Here is a 23,743-nt window from a genome sequence, read left to right on the forward strand (position 1 = left end):
GTATGCCGTTACTAATACCGATGCCAGCGGGCATTGTACGACAGCCCGGGCGCCGGCCCGCAGCGGCTTTGCGCAAACGCAAATGGCGGCGGCGCGCCCGGGGCCACACTCTGGATTCGGCGCGGCATGGTGCCGCCGCCGTTCCGCACTGGAGGCGAATATGGAATCCGACGTCATCGAGAACCTGCTGACCCCGCCCAACAAGCTGCCGGTCAGCTATGTACCCACCCCGTCCGCGCCCTACCGCATGCACCGCAAGGCGGTGCATGCCACCATGCAGCCGGGCCGCCCCTGCCGCGCCGCCAACGGCCTGGCCGCCGCCTTCCCGGCCGGCTCGCGCGTGCTGATCTGGAAGCAGGACCCGTCCGTCACGGACATGGGTACCCGCAAGGCCTTCCTGCCGGGCGTGATCCTGGAAGGCCCGCGCGACGCCCGCATCGCCAACGGCGCGCCCGGCATCCTGCCGGTCAGCCCGAACGCGTTCGGCGACTTCATCATGCAGCCCAACACCGACCAGTTCGACGCCGTGCACACCTTCGCCGTGGTGCGCCAGACGCTGACCATGTACCAGCGCGCGCTGGCCACCGGCGGCGAATCGGCGCCGCTGCCGTGGCAATGGAACAGCGCCAGCAACACCAGTCCGCTGCAGATCTTCCCGCACGGCCTGCCGGACGTGATGAACGCCTACTACAGCCGCGACGAACGCGCACTCAAATTCGGCGACTTCGTACCCAGCGGCGCCGATGAACGCCTGTACACCTGCCGCTCCTTCGACATCGTGGCGCACGAAACCGGCCACGCGGTGCTGGACGGCCTGAAGCCGCGCTGGCTGCTCAACAATAACCCGCCGCAGACCGGCGGCCTGCATGAATCCTTCGGCGACCTGACCGCCATCTTCCTCACGCTGTCGCAGATGGACCAGACCGAGGCCGTCATCGCCCAGACCAAGGCCGACCTGCACGACAAGACCTTCCTGGCCGACATGGCCGAACAGTTCGGCATGGCGCTGGGCCGCCCCAACGGCCTGCGCAACGCCGACAACGACTTGAAGCTGTCCGAGACCGGCAACCAGGTGCACGCCATCTCGCAGGTGTTCACCGGCGCCGTCTACGACATCCTGGCCGACATGTTCGGCCACGAGCGCCACCCCGGCCTGCAGGACGACGCCGCAGTGCTGCACCGCGTGGGCGACTACCTGTGCGGCCTGGTGCTGCGCGCGCTGATGGCCGCGCCCGATCATGGCGCCACCTACGCCCACGTGGTCAACCACATGCTGCGCCTGGCCGCCGAGGACGGCAAGCCGGCCGAGTACCGCGACTTCATCCGCAACCGCTTCACCCTGCGCGAGGTGGTGGCTGGGCCGGCAGCGTCCCCCGGCGCGCCGGCGGGGGCGCAGGCCGGCGACGGCCATGCCGCCGGAAACGGCGAAGCCGCCGAGGCCGAACTGGCGCCGGACGTGGAAGACCAGCCCGGCGTGCCGCAGGACCGGCGCGCCTGCTGCGGCACCATGAACAACGCCCAGTATTTCGAGCTGGAGGACGCGCTGGAGCAGGAGCGCGCCGAGCTGGCCCGCTGGTGCCAGGGCTACGCGGCGCGCAACGGCGGCCAGGCGCACGCCTAGCTGCGCCCGTGTCATTGCGGCCCGGGGCTGCAATGACACCCAATGACAAAAACGCATTTGCTTATGCGCATAGTATCTAAGCTTAAAACCTGCCGCGAATTGTGGCGGCGCGCAAATTACCTTAAAATACAGTGCTTTGCTGTAGCCGACCAACATAGATAGGACTGTCATGACCCACGTAGTTACCGAATCTTGCATCAGCTGCCGTTACACCGACTGCGTCGATGTTTGCCCGGTAGATTGCTTCCGCGAAGGCCCGAACTTCCTGGTTATCGATCCGGACGAGTGCATCGATTGCGCGGTCTGCGTTGCAGAGTGCCCAGTGAACGCCATCTTCGCCGAGGAAGACGTGCCGGCCAACCAGGTCCAGTTCATCAAGATCAACGCCGAACTGACACACTGGCCTTCCATCACCAAGACCAAGGCTGCCCTGCCGGAGGCGGAGCAGTTCAAAGACGTACAGGATAAACTGCACCTGCTGGTGCGTTAATACTCAGACATGTCCTACACAAAAGCAGCGGGAACGCTGCTTTTTTTGTTTGCGCGGCGGTATTATGGTTGTACCCATGGCCCTCTCCTTTGAAGGATGGCCTTGCCTGCCGTTACGGCGAAATGCTTTACGTCATGAGCAAATATCCTATAATGAGTTCATGATTTCCCATCGTTAACAGGAATATTTATGCTTTACCAACTGCACGAAATGCAACGCACGTTCCTGACGCCCCTGATGCAATGGGCCGATGCGTCCTCCAAACTGTTCAGCAATCCCGTCTCTCCTCTGGCGCACACGCCGTTTTCGCAGAGGATCGCAGCAGGTTACGAGCTGATGTACCGCTTGGGCAAGGAATACGAGAAACCGGCGTTCGGCATTGATAGCGTTACCGTCAACGGTAAAGAGACCCGCATCGTCGAACACGTGGTGATCAACAAGCCGTTCTGCCGCCTGATCCACTTCAAGAAAGACCTGAGCGACAAGGAAATCCGCGCCCTCAAGCAGCCCACCGTGCTGCTGGTGGCGCCGCTGTCCGGCCACCACTCCACGCTGCTGCGCGACACCGTCTCGGCGCTGCTGCAGGAACAGGACGTCTACATCACCGACTGGACCGACGCGCGCATGGTGCCGCTGTCGGCCGGCCCGTTCCACCTGGACGACTACATCTTCTACGTGCAGGACTTCATTCGCCACCTGGGCCCGGACCTGCACGTGATTTCCGTCTGCCAGCCGACCGTGCCGGTGCTGGCCGCCATCTCGCTGATGGCGTCCGCCAAGGACCCGAAACTGCCGAAGACCATGACCATGATGGGCGGCCCGATCGACCCGCGCCGCTCGCCGACGGCGGTGAACAACCTGGCCACCGAGAAGAAATTCTCGTGGTTCGAGAACACCGTGATCTACTCGGTGCCGCCGAACTACCCCGGCTTCGGCCGCAAGGTCTACCCCGGCTTCCTGCAGCACGCCGGCTTCATCGCCATGAACCCGGGCCGCCACGCGCAAAGCCACCGCGAGTTCTACATGCACCTGGTGACGGGCGACGACGAGCCGGCGGACAGCCACCGCAAGTTCTACGACGAGTACAACGCCGTGCTGGACATGCCGGCCGAGTACTACCTGGACACCATCAAGACCGTGTTCCAGGACTTCTCGCTGCCGCAGGGCACGTGGAAAGTGGGCGGCCAGCTGGTGCGTCCGCAGGACATTACCAGCGTGGCGCTGTTCACCGTGGAAGGCGAGCTGGACGACATCTCCGGCGCCGGCCAGACCCAGGCCGCGCACGACCTGTGCGCCAACATTCCGGCCGACATGCAGCAGGACTTCGTGGCGCCAGGCGCCGGCCACTACGGCATCTTCTCCGGCCGCCGCTGGCGCGAAGTGGTGTGCCCGAAGATCAGCGAATTCATCCGCAAGCACGGATAAGCACGGATCAGCACGGATCAGCGCCAATTCGCAAAACCCCGGCCCGTCCGGGGTTTTTTTACGCCCGCCGCGCGCAGATATCGGATAATGGCGTATTCACCGCCACCGATCATGCCGTGCCCAACGCTGCCCCCCCATCACTTGCCGACCGCATCGAAGACGTCCTGCCGCAAACGCAGTGCACCAAGTGCGGCTACAACGGCTGCCGTCCCTACGCCGAAGCGATCGCCGCCGGCGGCGCGGGCATCAACCAGTGCCCGCCGGGCGGCGCCGAAGGCATCGCCCGCCTGTCGGCCGTCACCGGCTACCCCGTCATTCCGCTCAATCCGGTCAACGGCCTGGAGCGGCCGCGCGCGGTCGCCTACATCGACGAATCGCTGTGCATCGGCTGCACCTTGTGCATCCAGGCCTGCCCGGTGGACGCCATCGTCGGCGCAGCCAAGCAGATGCATACCGTGGTGCCGGAGCTGTGCACCGGCTGCGACCTGTGCGTGAACCCGTGCCCGGTGGACTGCATCGTGATGTACCCGGTGACGGAAACCACCGGCTGGCAAGCCTGGTCGCAGGCCGACGCCGACGCCGCGCGCGAACGGCACGACTTCCGCGCCATGCGCCTGCGGCGCGAGATCCAGGAAAACGATGCGCGACTGGCGGCCAAGGCGGCCGAGAAAATGAAGGCGGTGGAAGCGCTGGACCCGGCCACGGCGGCCGGCGAAGCGGAGAAGGAGCGCAAACGCGCCATCATCGCCGCCGCCATGGAGCGCGCACGCCTGAAAGCGGCAGCGGCGAAGAACGACAAACCCGAATGAACGCCACGAATGAACGCAACTAAGCGCCACGAAATCTTCAGCCGCCTGCGCGCGGCCAACCCCTCCCCCAAGACCGAGCTGGAATACAGCACGCCGTTCGAGCTGCTGATTGCCGTGCTGCTGTCGGCGCAGGCCACCGACGTGGGCGTGAACAAGGCCACGCGGCGGCTGTACCCGGTGGCGAACACGCCGCAAGCCATGCTGGACCTGGGCCTGGACGAGCTGACCGACTACATCAAGACCATCGGCCTGTACAAGACCAAGGCCAAGAACGTGCTGGCCACCTGCCGGATCCTGATCGACAAGCACGGCGGCGAAGTGCCGCGCACGCGCGAAGAGCTGGTCGAGCTGCCGGGCGTGGGCCGCAAGACCGCCAACGTGGTGCTCAACACGGCCTTCGGCGAAATCGCCATGGCGGTGGACACGCACATCTTCCGCGTGTCCAACCGCACCGGCATCGCGCCGGGCAAGAACGTGGACGTCGTCGAAGAAAAACTGATGAAATTCGTGCCGAAAGAGTTCCTGCTGGACGCCCACCACTGGCTGATCCTGCACGGCCGCTACACCTGCATCGCGCGCAAGCCGCAATGCTGGAACTGCATCATCGCCGACCTGTGCGAGTTCAAGGCCAAGACCCCGATCCCGGACGGCGTGTGACGGCGGCTTACAGCAGGACCATATTATCGCGGTGAATCAGCTCGTGGCCTTCCAGGTAGCCCAGCACGGACTCGATCTCCGCTGACGGCTTGCGCTTGATCTTGCGCGCCTCGGCGCTGCTGTAGTTCGACAAGCCGCGCGCCACCGCGCTGCCGTCTTCCGCCACGCAGGTAATCACCGCGCCGCGCCCGAACTCGCCCTTCACGTCGATCACGCCGATCGGCAGCAGCGACTTGCCTTCCTTGCTCAGCTTCTGCACCGCGCCCGCGTCCAGCACCACCTGGCCCGCCGTGTGCAGGTGGTCCGCCATCCACTGCTTGCGCGCCGTCAGGTGGCCGGTCTGCGCCGCCAGCTCGGTGCCGATCGATTCGCCGCCCGCCAGGCGCGTCAGCACATTCTCCTCGCGCCCGAACGCGATCACCGTATGCGCGCCCGACTTGGCGGCGCGCTTGGCCGCCAGGATCTTGGTCAGCATGCCGCCGCGCCCCAGCGACGAACCCGCGCCGCCCGCCATCGCCTCCAGCGCCGGATCGCCGGCGCGGCCCTGGGCGATCAGGTAGGCCGCAGGGTCCTTGCGCGGGTCCGCGCTGAAGAGGCCGCGCTGGTCGGTCAGGATGATCAGCGCGTCGGCCTCGATCAGGTTGGCCACCAGCGCGCCCAGCGTGTCGTTGTCGCCGAACTTGATCTCGTCGGTCACCACCGTGTCGTTCTCGTTAATGATGGGCACCACGCCCAGGCGCAGCAAGGTGGTCAAGGTGGAGCGCGCGTTCAGGTAGCGTTCGCGGTCGGCCAGGTCGGCGTGCGTCAGCAGCACTTGCGCCGTGCCCAGCTGGTGGGCGCGGAAGCTGGTTTCATAAATCTGCGCCAGGCCCATCTGGCCGACGGCGGCGCACGCCTGCAGTTCGTGGATGTCGGTCGGGCGGGCTTCGAAGCCCAGGCGCAGCATGCCCTCGGCGATGGCGCCCGAGCTGACCAGCACCACCTCCTTGCCCAGCGCGCGAAGGGCGGCGATCTGCGCGGCCCAGCGCGCAATGGCGGCATGGTCCAGGCCACGGCCGTCGTTGGTGACCAGCGACGAGCCCACTTTGATGATAATGCGGGTGGATTTCTGTATGACGGAATTCATGGATGCGGCGGTTCTCGTTCAATGCTCAATAGTCCCGGCGCGCGGGGCGCTGCCAAGTCGTGCTTGCTTGATTTCGAAGGGCGGGTTGCCCTGCCTTGCCGCAGACAGCGCCAGCCCATGGTGGCGGGCTGGCACTGTTGTAGGGAATGCAAATCAGCGATTAGCTGATTATGCCGGTGTTGCAGAGTTATTGCGAGCTACTGAAACTTAATCAGCGAACTTAGTCCAGGATTTTAAAGCGCGGATCGTCCGGATCGATCGAGGAAATGCCGCGCGCCTCTTCCGTCATCTGGGTTTCCTCGGCACGCTGCTCGCTGTGCTTCACTTCTTCCAGGTGCTTGTAGATGGCGTTGACCAGTTCCTGCGTGCCCTCGTGGCTCAGCGCGGAGATCTCGAACACCGGGCCCTTGAAGCCGAACTTCTTGACGAAGTCCTTGACCTTCTTGGCGCGCTCGGCTTCCGGGATCACGTCCAGCTTGTTCAGCACCAGCCAGCGCGGCTTGTCCACCAGCGCCTCGTCGTACTTCTTCAGCTCCTTGACCAGCGCTTTCGCCTCCTTGACCGGGTCGACGGTATCCTCGAACGGGGCCAGGTCCACGATATGCAGCAGCAGGCCGGTGCGCGACAGGTGGCGCAGGAACTGGTGGCCCAGGCCGGCGCCCTCGGCGGCGCCTTCGATCAGGCCGGGAATGTCGGCGATGACGAAGGATTTTTCATGCGACACGCGCACCACGCCCAGGTTCGGGTGCAGCGTCGTGAACGGGTAATCGGCGATTTTCGGCTTGGCGTTGGACACGGCCGTGATGAAGGTGGACTTGCCGGCGTTCGGCATGCCCAGCAGGCCGACGTCGGCCAGCACTTTCAATTCCAGGCGCAGCTCGCGGCGCGCACCTTCCTTGCCTTCGGTCTTCTGGCGCGGCGCACGGTTGGTCGACGTCTTGAAGTGGATATTGCCCCAGCCGCCCTCGCCGCCCAGCGCCAGCAATTCGGTCTGGCCGTGTTCGGTCATGTCGGCGATGATGTCGCCGTTGACTTCGTCGATGATCAGGGTGCCCACCGGCATGCGCAGGTAGATGTCATCGGCGCCCTTGCCGTAGCAATCCGAACCGCGGCCCGATTCGCCGTCCTTGGCGCGGTGCATTTTCGAATAGCGGTAGTCGACCAGGGTGTTGACGTTGCGGTCGGCCACGGCCCAGATGGAACCGCCTTTGCCGCCGTCGCCGCCGTCGGGGCCGCCGAATGGGCGGAACTTCTCCCGGCAGAAAGAGGCGCAGCCGTTGCCGCCGTTGCCGGCGATGACTTCAATTCGTGCTTCGTCGATAAACTTCATAATGTGCCGCCATAAAACTAAAAAGGCTCTACCGTTGGCAGAGCCTTTCGATTGAAGGCTTGCGCCTTACTTTGCGTTGTAGCGCGAGTTACGCTGCTACTACGGTCACGAACTGGTGCGAGTTCGGGCCTTTGACAACGAACTTCACCTTGCCGTCCACCAGGGCGAACAGGGTGTGGTCCTTGCCGGTGCCTACGCCTTCGCCGGCGCGCACTGGGGTGCCGCGTTGACGAATGATGATGCCGCCGGCATTGATCGACTGGCCGCCGTACACTTTAACGCCGAGGCGTTTTGATTCTGAGTCACGGCCGTTGCGGGTAGTACCGCCGCCTTTTTTGTGTGCCATTTATTAGCTCCTAAATTAGCTGTAAATTAGACGACGATTAGCCGTTGATCGAAACGATCTGGATTTCGGTGTAGTTCTGGCGATGGCCCTGATGCTTCTGGTAGTGCTTACGACGACGCATCTTGAAGATCTTGACCTTGTCGTGACGACCTTGGGAAACTACTTTCACCTGAACCGTTGCACCCGCGACGAGTGGCGTGCCGAACTTAATGGCTTCGCCTTCGCCTACTGCGAGTACTTGATCGATGGTGAGTTCGGAACCAATGTCAGCAGGTATCTGTTCTACTTTGAGTTTTTCGCCAGCGACAACTTTATACTGTTTGCCACCGGTTTTTATGACCGCGTACATGATTTGAAACCTCATCAAATGTTAAAAGAATCCTCCGCTGCGTACCGCAGAACAACAGTGTGGAACGGGGAGAACCTGCGATTATACACAAACCGAAAATTTGCGTCAAAGACTATTCCAAATTCTTGACGAGCATGGTATGTCGGCAATATTGCGTGCGCGGGCGCAGCGGCCTGCCCGGCGGGGCATTGCCAAGCCGACATCCCCCGTGGCAATCGACACCACAGCCGGGGCATGTCGTATAATCGCGGCACTTCACTCACCCTTGCAGGTTTGCCTTGTCTGCCGCTACCCAACACGCCAACTCCAACACCATCACCCAAACCATCGCCGCCGACATGGACGCGGTGAACACGGTGATCCGCCAGCGCCTGCACTCCGAAGTGCCGCTGGTTAACCAGATTGCGGAATATATCATCAGCGCCGGCGGCAAGCGCATCCGTCCCGTGCTCGTGCTGCTGGTGGCCAACGCCTATTCCTACAAAGGCACGGCGCACCACGAACTGGCGGCGGTGGTCGAGTTCATCCACACCGCCACGCTGCTGCACGACGACGTGGTGGACGAATCGTCGCTGCGGCGCGGCCGCGCCACCGCCAACGCCCTGTTCGGCAACGCCGCCTCGGTGCTGGTGGGCGACTTCCTGTACTCGCGCGCCTTCCAGATGATGGTGTCGCTGAACAGCATGCGCGTGATGCAGATCCTGTCGGACGCCACCAACGTGATCGCCGAAGGCGAAGTGCTGCAGCTGCTCAACATGCACGACCCGGACGTGAGCGAAGAGCGCTACCTGCAAGTGATCCGCTCCAAGACCGCCAAGCTGTTCGAAGCGGCGGCCGAGCTGGGCGCGCTGATATCCGGCGCCAATGACGAGCAGATCGCCGCCGCCGGCGAGTACGGCCGCTCGCTGGGCACCGCCTTCCAGCTGATCGACGACGTGCTCGACTACGCCGGCGACGCCGCCGAGATCGGCAAGAACGTCGGCGACGACCTGCGCGAAGGCAAGCCGACCCTGCCGCTGATCTGGCTGATGAGCCACGGCACCGAAGAGCAGCGCCAGCTGGTGCGTTCCTGCATCGAAAACGGCGACGAGCAACACTTCGACACCATTTTGGCCGCCATCACCGGCAGCGGCGCGCTGGACTACACCCGCCGCGCCGCCGAAGTGGCCGCCGAGCGCGCCGCCGAAGCGGTGTCCGGCCTGCCCGCCAGCGTCTACAAAGACGCCCTGCTCCAGCTGGCCCGCTTCGCCGTCGCCCGCACCCACTAAGAAATCTAACAATATTGCCGTACCTCCAAATGGGGTCAGGGTTAATTATTCGGGAAATATTTCCTGAATAATTAACCCTGACCCCATTTTGCTTTACGGAATTTTGCTTTACGGCATTTTGCTTTACAGAATTTCGTGGACCAGGGCGGGGGGACGGCACAGGCGCACGCCTTTGTCGGTGACGACGAAGGGCCGGTTGATCAGCGCGGGGTGGGCCATCATGGCGTCCAGCAGGGCGTCGTCGCTCAGGCTGGCGTCGGCGAGCTTGAGCTGGTCGTACAGCTCGCCCTTGTCGCGCATGGCGCCGCGCACCGTCAGGCCGGCTTGCGCAATCAGTTCCTGCAGCCGTGCGCGCGCGGGCGGCGCGCTCAGGTAGTCGATGATCTCGGGTTCGACGCCGCTTTCGCGTATCAGCGCCAGCGCGCCGCGCGAGTTGCTGCAGGCATTGTTGTGGTAGATGGTGATGGCCATGGCCGCTTCCTTCAGTTCGGTGAGGCGGCCATGCTAGGCGATGCCGCGCCGATGTGCAACCCTGCGCAAGCGGGGGCCTGCCCTGCGCTGGCTGGCCTTGCTAGAAGCGGACGAAATCGCTGTCGTCCGGCTCGGTCACCATGGCCAGCGGGCGCTTGGCGGGCATGGCGGCGCGGGCGCGCACCGGCGCCGGGGCGCGCCGCGCGGGCGGACGCCGTTCGCTGCCCTCGACCCGGAAGAAGGCCACCGCCTGCTGCAACTGCTCGGCCTGCCCGCTCATCTCTTCGGCGGTGGCGGCCAGCTCTTCGGAACTGGAGGCGTTCTGCTGGGTGGTCTGGCTGAGCTGGCCGATCGCGGAGTTGATCTGCGCCACGCCGCTGGACTGCTCTTCGGACGCGGCCGTGATTTCCTGCACCAGGTCGGATGTCTTCTTGATGCTGGGCACCATCTCGTCGAGCAGCCGGCCGGCTTTTTGCGCCAGCTCCACGCTGCTGCCGGCCACTTCGCTGATTTCCTGCGCCGCCACCTGCGAGCGCTCGGCCAGCTTGCGCACTTCCGCCGCCACCACGGCGAAGCCCTTGCCGTGCTCGCCGGCCCGCGCCGCTTCGATGGCCGCGTTCAGGGCCAGCAGATTGGTCTGGTAGGCGATGTCGTCGATGATGCTGATCTTCTTGGCGATCTGCGTCATCGCTTCCACCGTGGATTTGACGGCCGAGCCGCCTTCGGCCGCCTGCGTCGAGGCCTGCCCGGCCATGCTGTCGGTCACTTTGGCGTTCTCGGTGTTTTGCGCGATCGAGGCCGTCATTTCCTCGACGGAGGCGCTGGTTTCCTCCACGCCGGCGGCCTGCTCGCTGGCGGCCTGCGACAGCGACTGGGCGGTGGCGCTGATCTCTTCCGAGGCGCCGGCCAGGGCCTGGGCGCCGCTGCTCACCTCGGTAAGCACCGAGGCCAGCTTGCCGACCATGGTCTTCATCGCGTACAGCAGGCTGGCCTGGTCGCCCGGACGCAGGTCGACCTGCACCGTCAGGTCGCCGCGCGCGACCTCGCTGACGATGCGCGCCGCGTAGGCCGGCTCGCCGCCGATCTGCGCCAGCAGCTTGTCGACCATCTGCTTCATCGAGTACAGCAGGCTGCTGTTGTCGCCCGGCGCCAGCCGCACGTCCACCGCGAAATTGCCCTGCGCCACTTCGTGCACGATGCCGGCCGCGTAAGCCGGCTCGCCGCCCAGCTGGCGCAGGATGCCGCGCAGGATGGTCCAGCCCAGTCCGGACAGCAGCAGCAGCGCCACCACGGCGGCGCCGTACATCAGGTACAGCGCGCGCTTCGATTCCACTTCGGCCGCGGTCACCGCGTCCATGCTGTACTTTTCGTTCAGTTCCACCAGCTTGGCCAGGCCGCCCTCGGCGTTCAGGTACAGCGGCCGCAGCGCGGCGAGCGCCTGGTGCATGGCGCTGAACGCTTCCTTGCGTTTTTCCGGACTGCCGGCCCGCCCCACTTCGGCGGCCAGCAGGTCGAAGCGCTGGTCGGCCGTCTTCCACAGGTCCCAGTCCTTGACGAACTGCTTCCACACGGCCGCTTCCTCGGTTTCCTGCGGCAGCGCTTCGTACACTTTCCAGGCCTTGTCCACGCGCGCCCAGAATTCCTGCTTGCGCTTGAGCTGGCGGTCCACTTCGGCGAATTCGTCCGGGTAAGCGGCCACCGCATCCATGGCGCGGTTGGCCGAACGCAGCGCGGTCTGGCCTTCGTTGATGGTTTGCAGGCTGAGCACGGACGGCAGCTTGTTCTTGCCCACGTCGTCCAGCATTTCGGCGTCGTGCTGCATGCCGCGTATGCCGATCAGCATCACGATCAGCAGGGCCAGCAGGCTGACGCCGATCAGCATGATCAGCTTGCCCCGCACTGTCATATTATTGAGCATGGTGGTCCTCCGTAGCACTGCGGTTTGGGGTCCAGCGTTCAGGCTCGGGCCCAGGCTCAGGCGGGCGCGCCGCCGATCTGCGCCATCGCTTCCAGTTCCGTCACCGACAGCACCTGGTCGGTGTTGAGCAGGATGACGAACTTGCCGTTGACCTTGCCCATGCCGGCGATGAATTCGGGGCGGATGCGGGCGCCGAACTGCGGCGCCGGTTCGATGTCGGATGGCGGGATGTCGATCACGGCGTTGACCGCGTCCACCATCACGCCCACCACCTGCTGCTCGCCGTCGGCGTCGATCTCGACGATGACGATGGCGGTGCGCTTGCCGATCTGCGTGGCGGGCCGGCCGAAGCGCGCGGCCAGGTCCATCACCGGCACCACCGCGCCGCGCAGGTTGATCACGCCGCGCACGCATTCCGGCATCAGCGGCACCGTGGTCAGGCCGTCGTATTCGATGATTTCCTTGATGGCCAGGATGCCGATGGCGAACACTTCGCCGCCCAGCATGAAGGTGAGGAACTGGGCCGATTCCTGCACCACTGCCGGCGGCGCGTTGCGGCCGGCTTGCACCATTGCTGTCATGGGGAACTCCTCGTTAAATGGTTCACGCGGCCGCTATGCCGCCAGTTGCGGGGTATCCGGGGCGCCGCCGCCGCTGCTGCTGCGGCCGACGATGGCCGGCACGTCCAGGATCAGCGCCACCTCGCCGCTGCCCAGGATGGTCGAGCCGCTGATGCAGCGCAGCTGGCTGAACATGCGGCCCAGCGGCTTGATGACGGTCTGGAATTCGCCGTGCAGCGCGTCCACCACCAGGCCGACCCGCTGGCCGGCGTGCTTGACCACCACGATGCTCTCGCGCCGGGGCGGCGGCGTGGTCACGCCGAACAGCGAGCGCAGCCGGATGAAGGGCAGCACCTGGCCGCGCAGATTGGTGTAGTCGTGGCCGGGCTCGGCGGCAAATTCGATGCACTCGTCGATCATGTCCAGCGGCACCACGAAGGTGGCCGTGCCCAGGCCCACCAGGAAGCCGTCGATGATGGCCAGGGTCAGCGGCAGGCGCACGGTGACCGTGGTGCCCAGGCCGGGCGCGCTGTCCACGGTGACGGTGCCGCGCAGCGCGGTGATGTTCTTCTTCACCACGTCCATGCCCACGCCGCGCCCGGACAGGTTGGTGATGGCGGCCGCCGTCGAGAAGCCCGGCTCGAAGATCAGGCCGTAGATTTCCTGGTCGCTCAGCTTGCGGTCCGGCTCGATCAAGCCGCGCTCGATGGCCTTGGCCAGGATGCGTTCGCGGTCCAGGCCGCCGCCGTCGTCGGACACTTCGATGACGATGCTGCCCGAGTCGTGGAAGGCGTTCAGGCGCACGGTGCCGCGCAGCGGCTTGCCGCGCGCGGCGCGCACTTCGGCCGGCTCGATGCCGTGGTCGATGGCGTTGCGCACCAGGTGCGTCAGCGGGTCGCCGATTTTCTCCACCACCGTCTTGTCCAGCTCGGTGTCCTCGCCGCTGACGGCCAGGCCGATGTCCTTGCCGATCTCGCGCGCCACGTCGTGCACCACGCGCTGGAAGCGGTTGAAGGTGGCGCCGATCTTCACCATGCGCAGCTGCAGCGCCGAGTCGCGCACCTGCTCCACCAGGTCGCTCAGCATGGAGGTGCATTCGAGCAGCTCGCTGTTGCGCACCTGGCGCGCGATCAGGTTGGCCGACGCGCCCACGATGATGAGCTCGCCCACCAGGTTGATCAGCAAATCCAGCTTGTCGGCGTCGACGCGGATCGAGCGGCTTTCGGCCGGCTTGGGGTCGGCGGACTGCTTCTGCTTGCTCAGCGCCGCTTCCACCATGGCCGGCTCGGCCCTGCCCTGCCCCACCAGGATGGCGCCCAGCGGCGGCGCGGCGGCCGGCGAGTGGCCGGCGGCGGCCTGCACCTGCAGCGCCGCGTCCAGCTCGCGCTGCGTGATGCAGCCGCAGCGCACCAGGATCTCGCCCAGCAGCGCCTTCTGCTCCGGCAGCTCGCGGATCAGGCGCACGTACTCCTCCACCCGGCTGCGCGGCGGCAGGATGTGCAGGGTGCAGGAATCCTGCACGAATTCGAACACGCCTTCGATGGCGGTCTTGTCGGCTTCCGTTTCCAGCGCGATCTCGAAGCCGAGGTAGCAGGTTTCCGGATCCATCTGCTCGGCGGCGGGAAGCGCGTCGGCCAGCGTGACGATGCCGACGATGCGCCCGATCTGGCCCAGGTAGCGGATGAAGGACAGCGGGTCCATGCCGTCGCGCAGCACGTCGGGGCCGAAGCGCAAGGACAGGTGCCAGGCGTCGCTGGAGCCGCCCGGCTCGCCCATGCGCTCGACGTCGGGATGGCCCTCGGCCACCAGTTCGCCGCCCGCGCCGCCCGCGCCGCCATGGCCGCCGCCGTCGGCCGGCTGGCCCATCTGCACGCGCAGCTGGGCGATCAGGGGCTTGCCCTCGGCCAGCATGGCCGCGTCCGCCTCGGTCTGTCCCGCTTCCAGCGCGCTGATCATGCCGGACAAATGGTCGCAGCACGCCAGCAGCAGCACGATCAGCTCGTCGGTCAGCGACAGTTTGCCGTCGCGCACCTCATCGAGCAGGCTTTCCACCACGTGGGTGAAGGCCACGATGTGGTCCAGGCTGAACAGGCCGGCCGAACCCTTGATGGTGTGGGCGGCGCGGAAGATGGCGTGCACCGCCTCGTCGCCGCCGCCGGCCTGGCTGCCATTGCCGGCGTTCAGCAGCGCGTTCTCCATGTCCTCCAGCAGTTCGCGGCTTTCCAGGATGAAGGTTTGTAGCGCCAGGTCCAAATCCATCGTCGTGCCTCCAGAACGGGTGCGGGTTTGCGCTTAGTGACCTTTGCGCGGGGCGATCAGCAGGGCGTCGCCGAACCAGGCGCCCAGGTCCAGCAGTTCGAACACGTCCAGCACGGCCGGGCTGTGGCCGGTGAGGCGCAGCTCGCGCTGCTCGGCGCGCGCCACCTGCTTGGCCAGCATCAGCACCTGCAGGCCGGCGCTGTCCATCTCGGTCACGCCGGCCAGGTCCACTTCCAGGCTGGTGCTGCGCTGCAGCTCGCCCAGCAGCAGGGTCTTCAGGTCGGCCGCGCGGTAGATGTTCAGCTCGCCGTCGATGGCGACCCGGCCCGCGCTCACGGCAGCACCAGTTTCTGCACCGCGCCCAGCAGCACCTCGGGCTTGAACGGTTTCACCACCCAGGCCTTGGCGCCAGCCGCCTGGCCTTCGCGCTTCTTGGCTTCCTGCGACTCGGTGGTGAGCATGATGACGGGGGTGAACTTGTAGTTGGGCAGCTGCTTGATTTCCTTGACGAAGGTGATGCCGTCCATATTCGGCATGTTGACGTCGCACACCACGAGGTTGACCTTTTGCCCCGTCAGTTTGGACAGCGCGTCCATGCCGTCGCGCGCCTCGATCACATCGTAACCTGCGCTCTTCAGCGCGATGCCGACCACTTGCCGCAACGAGGCCGAATCGTCGATGACCATGATGGTTTTTGCCATAGTGCTTCCCTAGAAAAATGTCACTTCGTCGGACGGCGCGGCGATCACCTTCTGTTCGCCCCGGTGCACCGCGTGCTCCTCCGCCATCGCATAGGTTTTCTCCAGCTCGCCCAACAGCGCGGAGGCGTGCGGCGCCTCCAGTGTAGCGTCATGCTGATAGTGCTGCCGGTTCTCGTCAAGCAGGCTCGGCAGTAGCCCGATGTTGTGGCTCACATGCCCCAGAACCTGGCTGACGCGGTCCTGGAATTGCAGCTGCACCAGCGCCTCGCCCACTTCACCCTTGATAGTGACGCTCTCCTGCTTGAGCAATTCGGACGACTGCGCCATGGCGTCGGTCAGGTTGCGGAACTCGCGCAGCACGGCGTCGATGGTGCCCTCGGACGACTGCATGGCCTGGTCCTCGGCCGCGCTCGATTCGGTGGCGGCCTTGCAGGCGGTCACGATGGCGGCGCTGATCTTGCCCACGCGGTCACTGATGCTGCGCCCGGTTTCGGCGGAGCGGTTGGACAGGTTGCGCACTTCCTGCGCCACCACGGCGAAGCCGCGCCCGGCCGGTCCGGCGCGCGCCGCCTCGATGGCCGCGTTCAGCGCCAGCAGATTAGTCTGCGCGGCGATGCTGGCCACGCCCTCGGCCATGTCTCGCAGCTCGCGCGTGAACTGCTCCAGCTCGCGGATGCGGGTCAGCATGGCGTGCTTGGAGGCAAGCGCCGACTTCATCGTGGCCACCACCTCGCCCAGCTGGCGCTCGCTGTGCGCGAACACCTGGCCCAGCGAAGCGCCGTCCTGGCTGTCGGCCGTGGCGTTGGACAGGCGCAGCGTGTCGTCCAGCTTGTCGACGATGGTGGAAAAACGGGTCGCCAGCTCGGCCACCGCCTCCTCCATCTGGCTGCGCGACGATTCGATATGGCGGCACCAGACCGGGGTGACTTCTTCGGCGAATTGCTGGCGGCCGTCCAGGTAGTTCTGCACATCGTTGCGGGCGCCCGAACCGGCGCTGCCGCTGAGCTGGAGCCAGGCATAGGCGCCGGCGGCGAGGAAGGCCAGCGCGCCGAGGATGCCGTACCAGCCGCCGTTGGGCCAGAACAGCGCCAGCAAGGCGCCGGCGATGGCGAGGACGGCCGGATAGTTGCGGCCGCCGGTGTTGTCTAGGAGTGAGTTCAATGGGTCTTTCTCAGGGTTGGGGAACCTCAAGCCATGTCATGCACACTGCCGGATCATTCTATCAAAAACATATTTGTGATTTGCAAGATCGATGCGCTTGGACGAAAAAACCACGCTTGCAGGACAGAAGTAACTGAAAATGACGAAGCGGCATAGTTGCCAGTTCCGTCATTTTCTGGTGTAATTTAGGTCTACACCGTCGGGGTGTAGCTTAGCCCGGTAGAGCGCTACGTTCGGGACGTAGAGGCCGGAGGTTCGAATCCTCTCACCCCGACCATCATCCCATACCCTCCACCGCCGCCCCGCCCGGGACATTTTCGCCGAGAAAATCCAGAAAGCGCCGCACGGCGGGCACCATGCCGCGCCGGGAGGGATATACCGCCAATACCTGGATCGCCGGCGGCGCCCATCCGGGCAGCACGGGAACCAGCAGGCCCTGGCGCATTTCGTCGACGCACATGAAGTCCGGCAGCGCGGTCATGCCGGTGCCCTGCAACGCGGCGAGCTTCAGCATGAGCAAGTCATCGACCGTGTACACCGGGCGGTGCTGCAGCTCAAAGCCGGCGCCGCCCGGCCCGGCCAGGGGCCAGCTGGCGCGCCCGTCGACCGCCGACATCGCGACGGTCGGCACGCGCGGCAACTCCTCCGGCGTGGCCGGCTTGCCGGCCCGTTCCAGCAGGCCGGGGCTGGCGACCAGCACAAACAAGTTCGTTCCCAGGTTCTTGACCACCAGGCTGCCGTTGTCGTCGAGATTGAAGCGCACGCGCAACGCGACGTCGATGCCCTCCTGCACCAGATCGACCACGCGGTTGGTCACCTGCATCTCGATCCGCACCTGCGGATACGCCGCGATGAAGCGCGGCAGGATGGGGCCGAGGGTGGTCTGGGCCAGGTTCACCGGGCAGGTGACGCGCACGGTGCCGCGCGGTTCGCTCTGCACCCGCGCGACGGCCTCGTCGGCGGCTTCCGCCTCCTCGCGCATGGCGACGCAATGGCGGTGATACAGCTCGCCGGCCTCGGTGAGCGACAGCTTGCGCGTGGTCCGATGCAGCAGCCGCACGCTCAGGCGCGCCTCGAGTTCGCCGATGCGCCGCGACAGCTTGGATTTCGGCACGCCCAGGCTGCGGCCGGCTGCGGCGAAGCCGCCCCGGTCCACCACTTCGGCGAAGTACAGCATGTCGTTTAAATCCTGCATTGTCTCGCCAGTAGAACAATTAAACCTGATTTTGCCATCTTATCAGCCCATTCCGCCTGTCGCATCATCTATTCCATGCGCGAGGGCACCGTCCTTGCCCGACAGGAGAAAATATGAAACTGCTGCACATTGATTCGAGCCCGCTGGGCGCCGCCTCCGTTTCGCGTGAACTCAGCCGCAAGACCGTGGCGAAATGGGCCGCCAACCACCCCGCCACCACCGTGGAATACCTGGACCTGGCGCTGGACGCCCCCTCGCACCTGAACATGGACTCGCTGGGCTTCAAGCTGGGCATCGATGCGGCGCAGCTCACGCCGGTCCAGAAGATGGAAAACGCACTGTCCGAACAGCTGGTGAGCCAGTTTCTCGCGGCCGATGTGGTGGTGATCGGCGCGCCCATGTACAACTTCAGCATCCCGAGCCAGCTCAAGGCCTGGATCGACCGCATCGCGCAGGCGGGCCGCACCTTCCGCTACACGGCAAACGGCCCCGAGGGTCTGGCCAAGGGCAAGACCGTGATCGTGGTGTCCACGCGCGGCAGCATGTATGCCGGCCTGCCGCTCGAAGTGGTGGACCACCAGGAGAGCTACCTCAAGACGGTATTCAACTTCGTGGGCATTACCGATATCCGCTTCGTGCGCGCCGAAGGTCTGGGCATGGGCGAGCAGGTCAAGGCCAAGGCGCTCGCTGCGGCCGAAGCGGACATCCAGACCAAGACCGGCCAGTCCGCCAACGACGCCAGGGCCGCAGCGGCAGCCTGAGGAGCCACAGATGTCCTTCCCCACCCAGGTACGGCGCGGCATAAGCCGCGTCGATCATCCCCGGATCCAGGCCGGCATGTCCGCCGTGCACCGGCTGCGCCCGCTTGTTCCCCCCGGGGACTGGGCCGGGAGCGATCCGTTTCTGCTGCTGGTGGAGGACTGGTTCCCCGAGAGCGTTTTCGACCGTCACCCGCACCGGGGGATCGAGACGGTCACTTACGTCATCGAGGGCGCGATCGAGCACTACGATAACCACGGCAACAAGGGCCGCCTCAACCCGGGGGACGTCCAGTGGCTCACTGCGGGGCGCGGCCTGGTGCACAACGAGGAGCCTGCCGATGGCCAGGTCGCCCGTATCCTCCAGCTATGGGTCAACCTGCCCAGCGCGGACAAACTGGTGCCCGCGCGCCACCAGCACCTCCAGGCCGACACCGTCCCGGTGCGGCGCGAGCATGGCGCCGAGGTGCGCGTCTTTTCCGGGAGCTCGGCGGGCGTGACGTCCTCTACCCAAAATTACGCCCCGGTGACGATGGTCGAAATCCGCCTGCAGCCCGGCGCCCGCGTCGAGCAAGACCTGCCGGCCGGATACAACGGCTTCGTGGTGGTCATCGAAGGCAGTGGCGCCATTGGGGTGCCGGAGACCGCAACCCGGGAAGGCGACGTCGCCTGGCTGACGCCCAGCACGGAACCGAGCAGCGTCGCGCTGGCCGGCGGCGATCAGGGCTTGCGGGCGCTGCTCTATGCAGGCAAGCCCCTCCGCGAGCCGGTGGCCGCGCGCGGACCGTTCGTGATGAACACCGACGCCGAACTGGCGGCCGGTTTTGCGGAGTTCCGCGCCCAGGGTGACCGTTTCGGCTTGACTTAGAGCGCACTCCAACCCTTAGCCTGTCCTTGAGATGCAATCCTTCATCTCATACGACAACGGCAAAGGGGTAAAACGATGATACTCAAACGCATCTTGTTTTCGAAGGCATGGTTGGTAGCGGTGATGATTTCAGCGGCATCGGCCGCTTCGGGGCAGGAGACCGAGCGGCGCGCCCGCGGCATGGCAGCCATAGCCAAGATCACCGGCAATGAAGGCAGGCAGGTGGTCGATTCGCTGCGCGACATATCGCCCGAACTGGGCAACTGGATCGTGGATTTTGCCTACGGCGATGTGATTTCGAGGCCCGGCGTTTCGCTGTGCACCAGGGAGCTGGCCACCGTTTCAGCGCTCACCGCGCTGGGCAACGCGCAGCCGCAGCTCAAGGTGCATATCGAGGGCGCGCTGAATGTGGGCTGCAAGCCGGAGGAGATCATTGAAATCATCACGCAAGTAGCCGTCTACGCCGGCTTTCCCAGCGCGCTGAACGGCATCAGCGCCGCCCGCAGCGTGTTTGAGAAGAGAGGCATTAAAGCTGCACGGTCCAATTGACGTGGCAAGCCAGCCAGCTTGGCGACCGCACGCTGGAAATGCCGTTTAACCGCTACCGGCCTCACCGGTGCAGCGCCAGCCCTTTCACCGCCTTGTCGATTGCCTTCTTCGGCCCGCGCAGCGCCAGTCCCACCAGGTTCAGGTTGCCGGGGTCTTCCGCCAGAAACACTTGCCGGTTGGCCTCGTCATGGCCTGTGGAGAACATCGCGAACACATAGGGCTGCATCGTGATGCCGCGCGCCAGGCCCACGCGATGCGCGGCCTGGAGGCCGGCCAGGTCCGCTTCGAAAATCAGCATGGGCTGGCGGGACATGCTGCCGTAACGATGGCCGTGCGCGTCGACGTACGGTTCCCCCATGATTTCCGGGGCGGCGGAGGCAATGCCGGTTGCCAGGAAGGCGACCACGTTCATGCCCTGCCACGTTGCCAGGTCATTGCGGACCAGAATCGCGACTTTGGTGTCGAACATCTTGAACTCCTTACAAAGCTGGAAAGCCATGATAGGAGCTGGCTGGCCCGTCAGTCTGTAAGGTTTGTGCACTGGCGCTGGTAGGCAGCAGGCGTGAGCCGGTACGCGCGGCGGAACCAGAGGCCCAGGTGGCTCTGGTCTGCAAAGCCGACTTCGGCGGCCACTTCCACCGGCATCATGCCGCCCGCCAGCAGCGCCCTGGCCGCGCGCAGCCGCAACCGCACCAGGTAGGCGTGCGGCGACAGGCCGAAGGCGCGCTTGAATTGCCGGGTCAGGCGGAAGCGGTCGATGCCGGCGTGGCCCGCCAACTCATCCAGCCCGACGTCGCCGGCCATGTGGGCATGCAGATAGTCCCGGGCGCGCTCCATTTCCGTCGCCGACTCCCGTTTGCCGGACGGGGCTTTGGCGCACAGATGCCTGGCCAGCATTGCCACCAGCTGGTCCAGGCTTTGGTCGCGCGCCAGCCGCCCCTCGCCCCGGTGGATGGCGAGAAAGGCCTGCTGTATCGCGGCGCTGAGCATGGCGTCGTCCGCCAGGGTGCTGCGGAAGGCAGCCTGCAGCGACGAAACGTCGCCCAGGCCGAGCCGGCGCGTCATGCCGGACACCCAGGCTTGCGGCAGATACAGCATCGCGTAGGTGAAGCCGTCCTGCTCGGGCGCATGGCCGTCATGGACCGCGCCGGGTTCGATGAGGATGGATCGTCCCGGCGTGCTGGTGTGCAGCGAACGGTGGCAGCTGAAACGCTGCACGCCCTGCTGCGTCACGCCGACCAGCATTTCGTCATGGTCATGCGGATCGTAGGCATGCCCCTGGAAATGCGCGTGGACACTTTCGATGCCAGTGTCCCGGTCGCGGCGAATCGTGATCCAGTCGCCGTTGTCGATGTCTGAGTTCATGCGGCCTATTCTACGCACAGTCCGGCTGCATGACGTCTTCGGAAAATATGTAGTATATTACATATCACCACAACAAATCCCGCCTGCCGCCATGCCTCTCCCCGCCGCCGTCACTGCCATCCCCCGCTCGCTGGTGCGGGAAGAGGTGTACCGCACACTCAAGCAATGGATCGTCGAGCTCACCCTCGCGCCGGACGAAATCATCCGCGACCACGATCTGGCCGAACGCCTGGGCGTGTCGCGCACGCCGGTGCGCGAGGCGCTGCGCCAGCTGGAGGACGAGGGCCTGGTGGTGACCAGCTTCCACAAATGGACCAAGGTGGCGCCGGCCGATCCGGCCGAAGTGCTGCAGCTGTATCCGGTGGTGGCGGCGCTGGAGGCGGCGGCGGTCCGGCTGGCGGCAGGCCGCTTGTCGGCGGACGACCTGGCCGGGCTCGGCAAGCTGAACCAGGCACTGGAGCAGGCCATCCGGCAAGGCGACAGCGCGGCGGCCACCGGCTGCGACATGGCCTTCCACGCCTTGCTGGTCGAGCGCAGCGGCAACGCCGAAATCGCCAGGCTGCTGGGCACGCTGCGCCCGCGCATCCAGCGTATCGAACTGGCTTACTTCGGCGACCAGCCGCTGGCCTTGCAGTCGGTGGCCGACCACGAGGCTATCCTGGCCGCGCTGCGGCGGGCCGACGCGGAAGCGGCCAGCGCCGCCATGCAACGCAACTGGGAATGGCCGCACGGCGCCCTTCCCCCAACCCCATCCTCATCCCTCTCCAAGGAGTAGACCGATGCGCACCGCACTGATCGTGATCGATTTCCAAAACGCCGTCTTTATCGAACCGGCGGCCCATCAAGCCGGGCTGGTGCTGGAACGCATCCGCGGCCTGATCGCTGCCGCGCGCGCCAGCGGCACGCCGGTCATCTACGTCCAGCACGAAGAGGCGGACTGCGAATGGGAAGCGGGCAGCGACAGCTGGCAGTTCCCGCCCGCGATCGCGCCGCAGGCGGGAGATTTCGTCAGCGCCAAGGGACAGTGCGACGCCTTCTTCGGCACCGGGCTGCACCAGCATCTGCGCGCGCAAGGCATAGGGCGCGTGGTGATCTGCGGCTACGCCACCGAATTCTGCATCGACACCAATGTGCGCCATGCCGCCAGCTCCGGCCTGGAGACCGTGGTGGTGGCCGACGCCCACACCACGCGCGACCGCGACCACCTGTCCGCGCCCGGCATCATCGCGCACCACAACGCCACCTGGCGCCGCTTCGGCGGCATCAGCCTGCTCGACAGCGGCGCGGTGCGCTTTGGCCGGGAGTAAGGCCATGACCGGCATCGCCACCGAACTGCTGCAGCCGGCCGAGAATATTCCGCCGGGGTTCGCCTCGCTGTCGCAGGGCGTTTTCCACGCCTCCACCATCCTGTTCCCGGACGTCGCCTCCTTCCTGGACCGCCAGGCGCAGGCCGGCATCGGCTACAGCTACGGCCAGAATGGCACGCCCACCCACTACGCGCTGGCGGACAAGCTGGCGCAACTGGAGGGCGGCGGCCAGACCGTGCTGGTGCCGAGCGGCCTGGCCGCCATCACGCTGGTCAGCAGCTGCGTGCTGTCGGCCGGCGACCACGTGCTGCTGCCGGCCGCCATCTACGGCCCCACCCTGGACGTGACACGCAAGCTGTTCGGCAAATGGGGCGTGCGCTGTTCGGTGTACGGCGGCGATGCAGGCGCGGACATGGCGCGCCTGTTCGAGCCGCGCACGCGCCTGGTGTGGACCGAGGCGCCCGCCTCGAACACGCTGGAGATGCAGGACGTGCCGGCCATCGCCGCAGCGGCGCACGCGCACGGCGCGCTGGTGGCGATGGACAATACCTGGGCCACGCCGCTGGGCTTCCGGCCGCTGGAGCACGGCGTGGATTTTTCGATCCAGGCGCTCACCAAGTACGTTGGCGGCCACTCGGACCTGTTGATGGGCGCCGTCACCACCCGCGATCCGCAGCGCTATCGGCATTTGCGGGAGACGGCTGAACTGCTGGGCTACTACGTCGCCAGCGATGAATGCTTCCTTGCGCTGCGGGGCTTGCCGACGCTGGCGCTGCGGCTGGAGCGGCACTTTGCCTCGGCGCTGAAAATAGCCCGCGCGCTGGAACGGCATCCGGCGCTGGCCAGCTTGCACTATCCGCCGCTGGAGTCCGACCCGGGCCACGCGCTGTGGAAGCGCGATTTCACATCCGGCAGCGGGCTGCTGTCGTTCACCCTGCGCCAGGGCGATCTGGCGGCAGTGGAAACATTCGTGGCGGCACTGCGCTTGTTCCGGCTGGGCAACAGCTGGGGCGCGGTGCACAGCCTGGTCGCGGTGGCGCCGCTGCGCGCACCGCGCGAAGGCTGGCTGGTCCGGCTGCACGTGGGGCTGGAGGATGCCGACGACTTGCTGCAGGACGTGCTGCAAGCGCTGGCCGCTATGCCATGATTCGTACATTCGTTTTTTTATACACTTTCAAAGCCATAAATCAACAAACAATATCGTACACCC

At 65.7% G+C, this 23,743-nt stretch carries 26 protein-coding genes and 1 tRNA gene; 13 read left to right on the top strand and 14 right to left on the bottom strand.

Features of this window, described 5'->3' with window-relative positions; all coding sequences use genetic code 11:
- Nucleotides 1-160: 160 nt before the first annotated feature.
- The 5 genes from AC56DV_RS24800 (at nt 161) to nth (ending at nt 5,002) form a co-directional block, all read left to right on the top strand.
- The gene (locus tag AC56DV_RS24800; RefSeq protein ID WP_496316878.1) at nt 161-1,621 is read left to right on the top strand and encodes a hypothetical protein; all 1,461 of its coding nucleotides are present in this window, start codon (nt 161-163) and stop codon (nt 1,619-1,621) included.
- A gap of 169 nt (nt 1,622-1,790) precedes the next feature.
- The gene (gene fdxA / locus AC56DV_RS24805; protein WP_057153479.1) at nt 1,791-2,111 is read left to right on the top strand and encodes a ferredoxin FdxA; all 321 of its coding nucleotides are present in this window, start codon (nt 1,791-1,793) and stop codon (nt 2,109-2,111) included.
- Nucleotides 2,112-2,300: 189 nt separating this feature from the next.
- The gene (locus AC56DV_RS24810; protein ID WP_496316879.1) at nt 2,301-3,536 is read left to right on the top strand and encodes a polyhydroxyalkanoate depolymerase; all 1,236 of its coding nucleotides are present in this window, start codon (nt 2,301-2,303) and stop codon (nt 3,534-3,536) included.
- A 116-nt stretch (nt 3,537-3,652) separates the two neighbouring features.
- On the top strand, nt 3,653-4,345 hold the full coding sequence (gene rsxB / locus AC56DV_RS24815) for an electron transport complex subunit RsxB (RefSeq protein ID WP_496316880.1): 693 nt from the start codon (nt 3,653-3,655) through the stop codon (nt 4,343-4,345).
- Between the two features lie 9 nt (nt 4,346-4,354).
- Complete coding sequence (gene nth, locus AC56DV_RS24820) at nt 4,355-5,002, top strand: endonuclease III (protein ID WP_496316881.1); 648 nt, start codon at nt 4,355-4,357, stop codon at nt 5,000-5,002.
- A gap of 7 nt (nt 5,003-5,009) precedes the next feature.
- On the opposite strand, the gene proB is transcribed toward nth, so the two are convergent.
- From proB to rplU, 4 genes are all read right to left on the bottom strand, one after another.
- Nucleotides 5,010-6,128 (bottom strand): glutamate 5-kinase, encoded by a 1,119-nt coding sequence (proB, locus tag AC56DV_RS24825; RefSeq protein ID WP_496316882.1) that lies wholly within the window; start codon nt 6,126-6,128, stop codon nt 5,010-5,012.
- 220 nt (nt 6,129-6,348) lie between these two features.
- The gene (obgE, locus tag AC56DV_RS24830; RefSeq protein ID WP_496316883.1) at nt 6,349-7,458 is read right to left on the bottom strand and encodes a GTPase ObgE; all 1,110 of its coding nucleotides are present in this window, start codon (nt 7,456-7,458) and stop codon (nt 6,349-6,351) included.
- 88 nt (nt 7,459-7,546) lie between these two features.
- On the bottom strand, nt 7,547-7,804 hold the full coding sequence (gene rpmA, locus AC56DV_RS24835) for a 50S ribosomal protein L27 (protein WP_056399363.1): 258 nt from the start codon (nt 7,802-7,804) through the stop codon (nt 7,547-7,549).
- Nucleotides 7,805-7,841: 37 nt separating this feature from the next.
- Nucleotides 7,842-8,153, bottom strand: a complete 312-nt coding sequence (gene rplU, locus AC56DV_RS24840; protein ID WP_057153473.1) for a 50S ribosomal protein L21 — start codon at nt 8,151-8,153, stop codon at nt 7,842-7,844.
- A 278-nt stretch (nt 8,154-8,431) separates the two neighbouring features.
- On the opposite strand from rplU, the gene ispB reads away from it, so the two are divergent.
- Entirely contained in the window at nt 8,432-9,421 is a 990-nt protein-coding gene (ispB, locus tag AC56DV_RS24845; protein ID WP_496316884.1) for an octaprenyl diphosphate synthase, read from the top strand.
- Between the two features lie 123 nt (nt 9,422-9,544).
- On the opposite strand, the gene arsC is transcribed toward ispB, so the two are convergent.
- The 7 genes from arsC to AC56DV_RS24880 all read right to left on the bottom strand — a co-directional run bounded on the left by arsC (nt 9,545) and on the right by AC56DV_RS24880 (nt 16,491).
- On the bottom strand, nt 9,545-9,892 hold the full coding sequence (arsC, locus tag AC56DV_RS24850) for an arsenate reductase (glutaredoxin) (protein WP_496316885.1): 348 nt from the start codon (nt 9,890-9,892) through the stop codon (nt 9,545-9,547).
- A gap of 100 nt (nt 9,893-9,992) precedes the next feature.
- Nucleotides 9,993-11,810 carry a HAMP domain-containing methyl-accepting chemotaxis protein gene (locus AC56DV_RS24855; protein WP_496316886.1) on the bottom strand — a complete coding sequence of 606 codons (1,818 nt, stop codon included), beginning with the start codon at nt 11,808-11,810 and terminating at the stop codon, nt 9,993-9,995.
- A gap of 56 nt (nt 11,811-11,866) precedes the next feature.
- A complete protein-coding gene (locus tag AC56DV_RS24860; RefSeq protein WP_496316887.1) occupies nt 11,867-12,391 on the bottom strand; it encodes a chemotaxis protein CheW in 525 nt (174 codons plus the stop codon).
- Between the two features lie 33 nt (nt 12,392-12,424).
- Complete coding sequence (locus AC56DV_RS24865) at nt 12,425-14,629, bottom strand: chemotaxis protein CheA (protein WP_496316888.1); 2,205 nt, start codon at nt 14,627-14,629, stop codon at nt 12,425-12,427.
- A 33-nt stretch (nt 14,630-14,662) separates the two neighbouring features.
- Nucleotides 14,663-14,965, bottom strand: a complete 303-nt coding sequence (locus tag AC56DV_RS24870; protein WP_496316889.1) for an STAS domain-containing protein — start codon at nt 14,963-14,965, stop codon at nt 14,663-14,665.
- Nucleotides 14,962-15,330: a response regulator gene (locus AC56DV_RS24875; protein ID WP_107876323.1), complete on the bottom strand. Its 369-nt coding sequence runs from the start codon at nt 15,328-15,330 to the stop codon at nt 14,962-14,964. Before AC56DV_RS24875 ends, AC56DV_RS24870 begins: the two co-directional genes overlap by 4 nt.
- Before the next feature lie 9 nt (nt 15,331-15,339).
- A complete protein-coding gene (locus AC56DV_RS24880) occupies nt 15,340-16,491 on the bottom strand; it encodes a methyl-accepting chemotaxis protein (protein WP_496316890.1) in 1,152 nt (383 codons plus the stop codon).
- Between the two features lie 200 nt (nt 16,492-16,691).
- Here AC56DV_RS24880 and AC56DV_RS24885 point away from each other — a divergent pair.
- Nucleotides 16,692-16,768: transfer RNA gene (locus AC56DV_RS24885), tRNA-Pro, on the top strand.
- On the opposite strand, the gene AC56DV_RS24890 is transcribed toward AC56DV_RS24885, so the two are convergent.
- Nucleotides 16,769-17,686 carry a LysR substrate-binding domain-containing protein gene (locus AC56DV_RS24890; protein WP_496316891.1) on the bottom strand — a complete coding sequence of 306 codons (918 nt, stop codon included), beginning with the start codon at nt 17,684-17,686 and terminating at the stop codon, nt 16,769-16,771.
- Between the two features lie 113 nt (nt 17,687-17,799).
- Between AC56DV_RS24890 and AC56DV_RS24895 the strand changes: the two genes are divergently transcribed.
- From AC56DV_RS24895 to AC56DV_RS24905, 3 genes are all read left to right on the top strand, one after another.
- Nucleotides 17,800-18,447: an FMN-dependent NADH-azoreductase gene (locus AC56DV_RS24895; RefSeq protein WP_496316892.1), complete on the top strand. Its 648-nt coding sequence runs from the start codon at nt 17,800-17,802 to the stop codon at nt 18,445-18,447.
- Between the two features lie 10 nt (nt 18,448-18,457).
- Complete coding sequence (locus AC56DV_RS24900; RefSeq protein WP_496316893.1) at nt 18,458-19,312, top strand: pirin family protein; 855 nt, start codon at nt 18,458-18,460, stop codon at nt 19,310-19,312.
- Between the two features lie 75 nt (nt 19,313-19,387).
- On the top strand, nt 19,388-19,861 hold the full coding sequence (locus AC56DV_RS24905) for a carboxymuconolactone decarboxylase family protein (protein ID WP_496316894.1): 474 nt from the start codon (nt 19,388-19,390) through the stop codon (nt 19,859-19,861).
- Nucleotides 19,862-19,922: 61 nt separating this feature from the next.
- On the opposite strand, the gene AC56DV_RS24910 is transcribed toward AC56DV_RS24905, so the two are convergent.
- Both AC56DV_RS24910 and AC56DV_RS24915 read right to left on the bottom strand, forming a co-directional pair.
- Entirely contained in the window at nt 19,923-20,330 is a 408-nt protein-coding gene (locus AC56DV_RS24910; protein WP_496316895.1) for a DUF2000 family protein, read from the bottom strand.
- A 50-nt stretch (nt 20,331-20,380) separates the two neighbouring features.
- A complete protein-coding gene (locus tag AC56DV_RS24915) occupies nt 20,381-21,226 on the bottom strand; it encodes an AraC family ligand binding domain-containing protein (RefSeq protein WP_496316896.1) in 846 nt (281 codons plus the stop codon).
- 91 nt (nt 21,227-21,317) lie between these two features.
- Here AC56DV_RS24915 and AC56DV_RS24920 point away from each other — a divergent pair, with 91 nt between their 5' ends.
- From AC56DV_RS24920 to AC56DV_RS24930, 3 genes are read left to right on the top strand one after another with little or no spacing between them, the layout of a single operon-like run.
- The gene (locus tag AC56DV_RS24920; RefSeq protein WP_496316897.1) at nt 21,318-22,001 is read left to right on the top strand and encodes a GntR family transcriptional regulator; all 684 of its coding nucleotides are present in this window, start codon (nt 21,318-21,320) and stop codon (nt 21,999-22,001) included.
- A gap of 4 nt (nt 22,002-22,005) precedes the next feature.
- Complete coding sequence (locus AC56DV_RS24925) at nt 22,006-22,533, top strand: cysteine hydrolase family protein (protein ID WP_496316898.1); 528 nt, start codon at nt 22,006-22,008, stop codon at nt 22,531-22,533.
- A 4-nt stretch (nt 22,534-22,537) separates the two neighbouring features.
- On the top strand, nt 22,538-23,680 hold the full coding sequence (locus AC56DV_RS24930; protein ID WP_496316899.1) for a trans-sulfuration enzyme family protein: 1,143 nt from the start codon (nt 22,538-22,540) through the stop codon (nt 23,678-23,680).
- Nucleotides 23,681-23,743: the final 63 nt, after the last annotated feature.

This window comes from Massilia sp. BGA-UO-ETr-WB1, assembly GCF_059567845.1.

Bases quoted from the DNA above. Each gene is read 5' to 3' on its own strand.
- proB (WP_496316882.1), bottom strand. From the start codon at position 6,128: ATGAATTCCGTCATACAGAAATCCACCCGCATTATCATCAAAGTGGGC.
- AC56DV_RS24920 (WP_496316897.1), top strand. From the start codon at position 21,318: ATGCCTCTCCCCGCCGCCGTCACTGCCATCCCCCGCTCGCTGGTGCGG.
- AC56DV_RS24910 (WP_496316895.1), bottom strand. From the start codon at position 20,330: ATGTTCGACACCAAAGTCGCGATTCTGGTCCGCAATGACCTGGCAACG.
- AC56DV_RS24865 (WP_496316888.1), bottom strand. From the start codon at position 14,629: ATGGATTTGGACCTGGCGCTACAAACCTTCATCCTGGAAAGCCGCGAA.
- AC56DV_RS24800 (WP_496316878.1), top strand. From the start codon at position 161: ATGGAATCCGACGTCATCGAGAACCTGCTGACCCCGCCCAACAAGCTG.
- arsC (WP_496316885.1), bottom strand. From the start codon at position 9,892: ATGGCCATCACCATCTACCACAACAATGCCTGCAGCAACTCGCGCGGC.
- obgE (WP_496316883.1), bottom strand. From the start codon at position 7,458: ATGAAGTTTATCGACGAAGCACGAATTGAAGTCATCGCCGGCAACGGC.
- AC56DV_RS24860 (WP_496316887.1), bottom strand. From the start codon at position 12,391: ATGACAGCAATGGTGCAAGCCGGCCGCAACGCGCCGCCGGCAGTGGTG.
- AC56DV_RS24895 (WP_496316892.1), top strand. From the start codon at position 17,800: ATGAAACTGCTGCACATTGATTCGAGCCCGCTGGGCGCCGCCTCCGTT.
- AC56DV_RS24925 (WP_496316898.1), top strand. From the start codon at position 22,006: ATGCGCACCGCACTGATCGTGATCGATTTCCAAAACGCCGTCTTTATC.
- AC56DV_RS24875 (WP_107876323.1), bottom strand. From the start codon at position 15,330: ATGGCAAAAACCATCATGGTCATCGACGATTCGGCCTCGTTGCGGCAA.
- rplU (WP_057153473.1), bottom strand. From the start codon at position 8,153: ATGTACGCGGTCATAAAAACCGGTGGCAAACAGTATAAAGTTGTCGCT.
- AC56DV_RS24905 (WP_496316894.1), top strand. From the start codon at position 19,388: ATGATACTCAAACGCATCTTGTTTTCGAAGGCATGGTTGGTAGCGGTG.
- rpmA (WP_056399363.1), bottom strand. From the start codon at position 7,804: ATGGCACACAAAAAAGGCGGCGGTACTACCCGCAACGGCCGTGACTCA.
- nth (WP_496316881.1), top strand. From the start codon at position 4,355: ATGAACGCAACTAAGCGCCACGAAATCTTCAGCCGCCTGCGCGCGGCC.
- AC56DV_RS24810 (WP_496316879.1), top strand. From the start codon at position 2,301: ATGCTTTACCAACTGCACGAAATGCAACGCACGTTCCTGACGCCCCTG.
- AC56DV_RS24890 (WP_496316891.1), bottom strand. From the start codon at position 17,686: ATGCAGGATTTAAACGACATGCTGTACTTCGCCGAAGTGGTGGACCGG.
- AC56DV_RS24930 (WP_496316899.1), top strand. From the start codon at position 22,538: ATGACCGGCATCGCCACCGAACTGCTGCAGCCGGCCGAGAATATTCCG.
- AC56DV_RS24900 (WP_496316893.1), top strand. From the start codon at position 18,458: ATGTCCTTCCCCACCCAGGTACGGCGCGGCATAAGCCGCGTCGATCAT.
- AC56DV_RS24915 (WP_496316896.1), bottom strand. From the start codon at position 21,226: ATGAACTCAGACATCGACAACGGCGACTGGATCACGATTCGCCGCGAC.
- AC56DV_RS24855 (WP_496316886.1), bottom strand. From the start codon at position 11,810: ATGCTCAATAATATGACAGTGCGGGGCAAGCTGATCATGCTGATCGGC.
- fdxA (WP_057153479.1), top strand. From the start codon at position 1,791: ATGACCCACGTAGTTACCGAATCTTGCATCAGCTGCCGTTACACCGAC.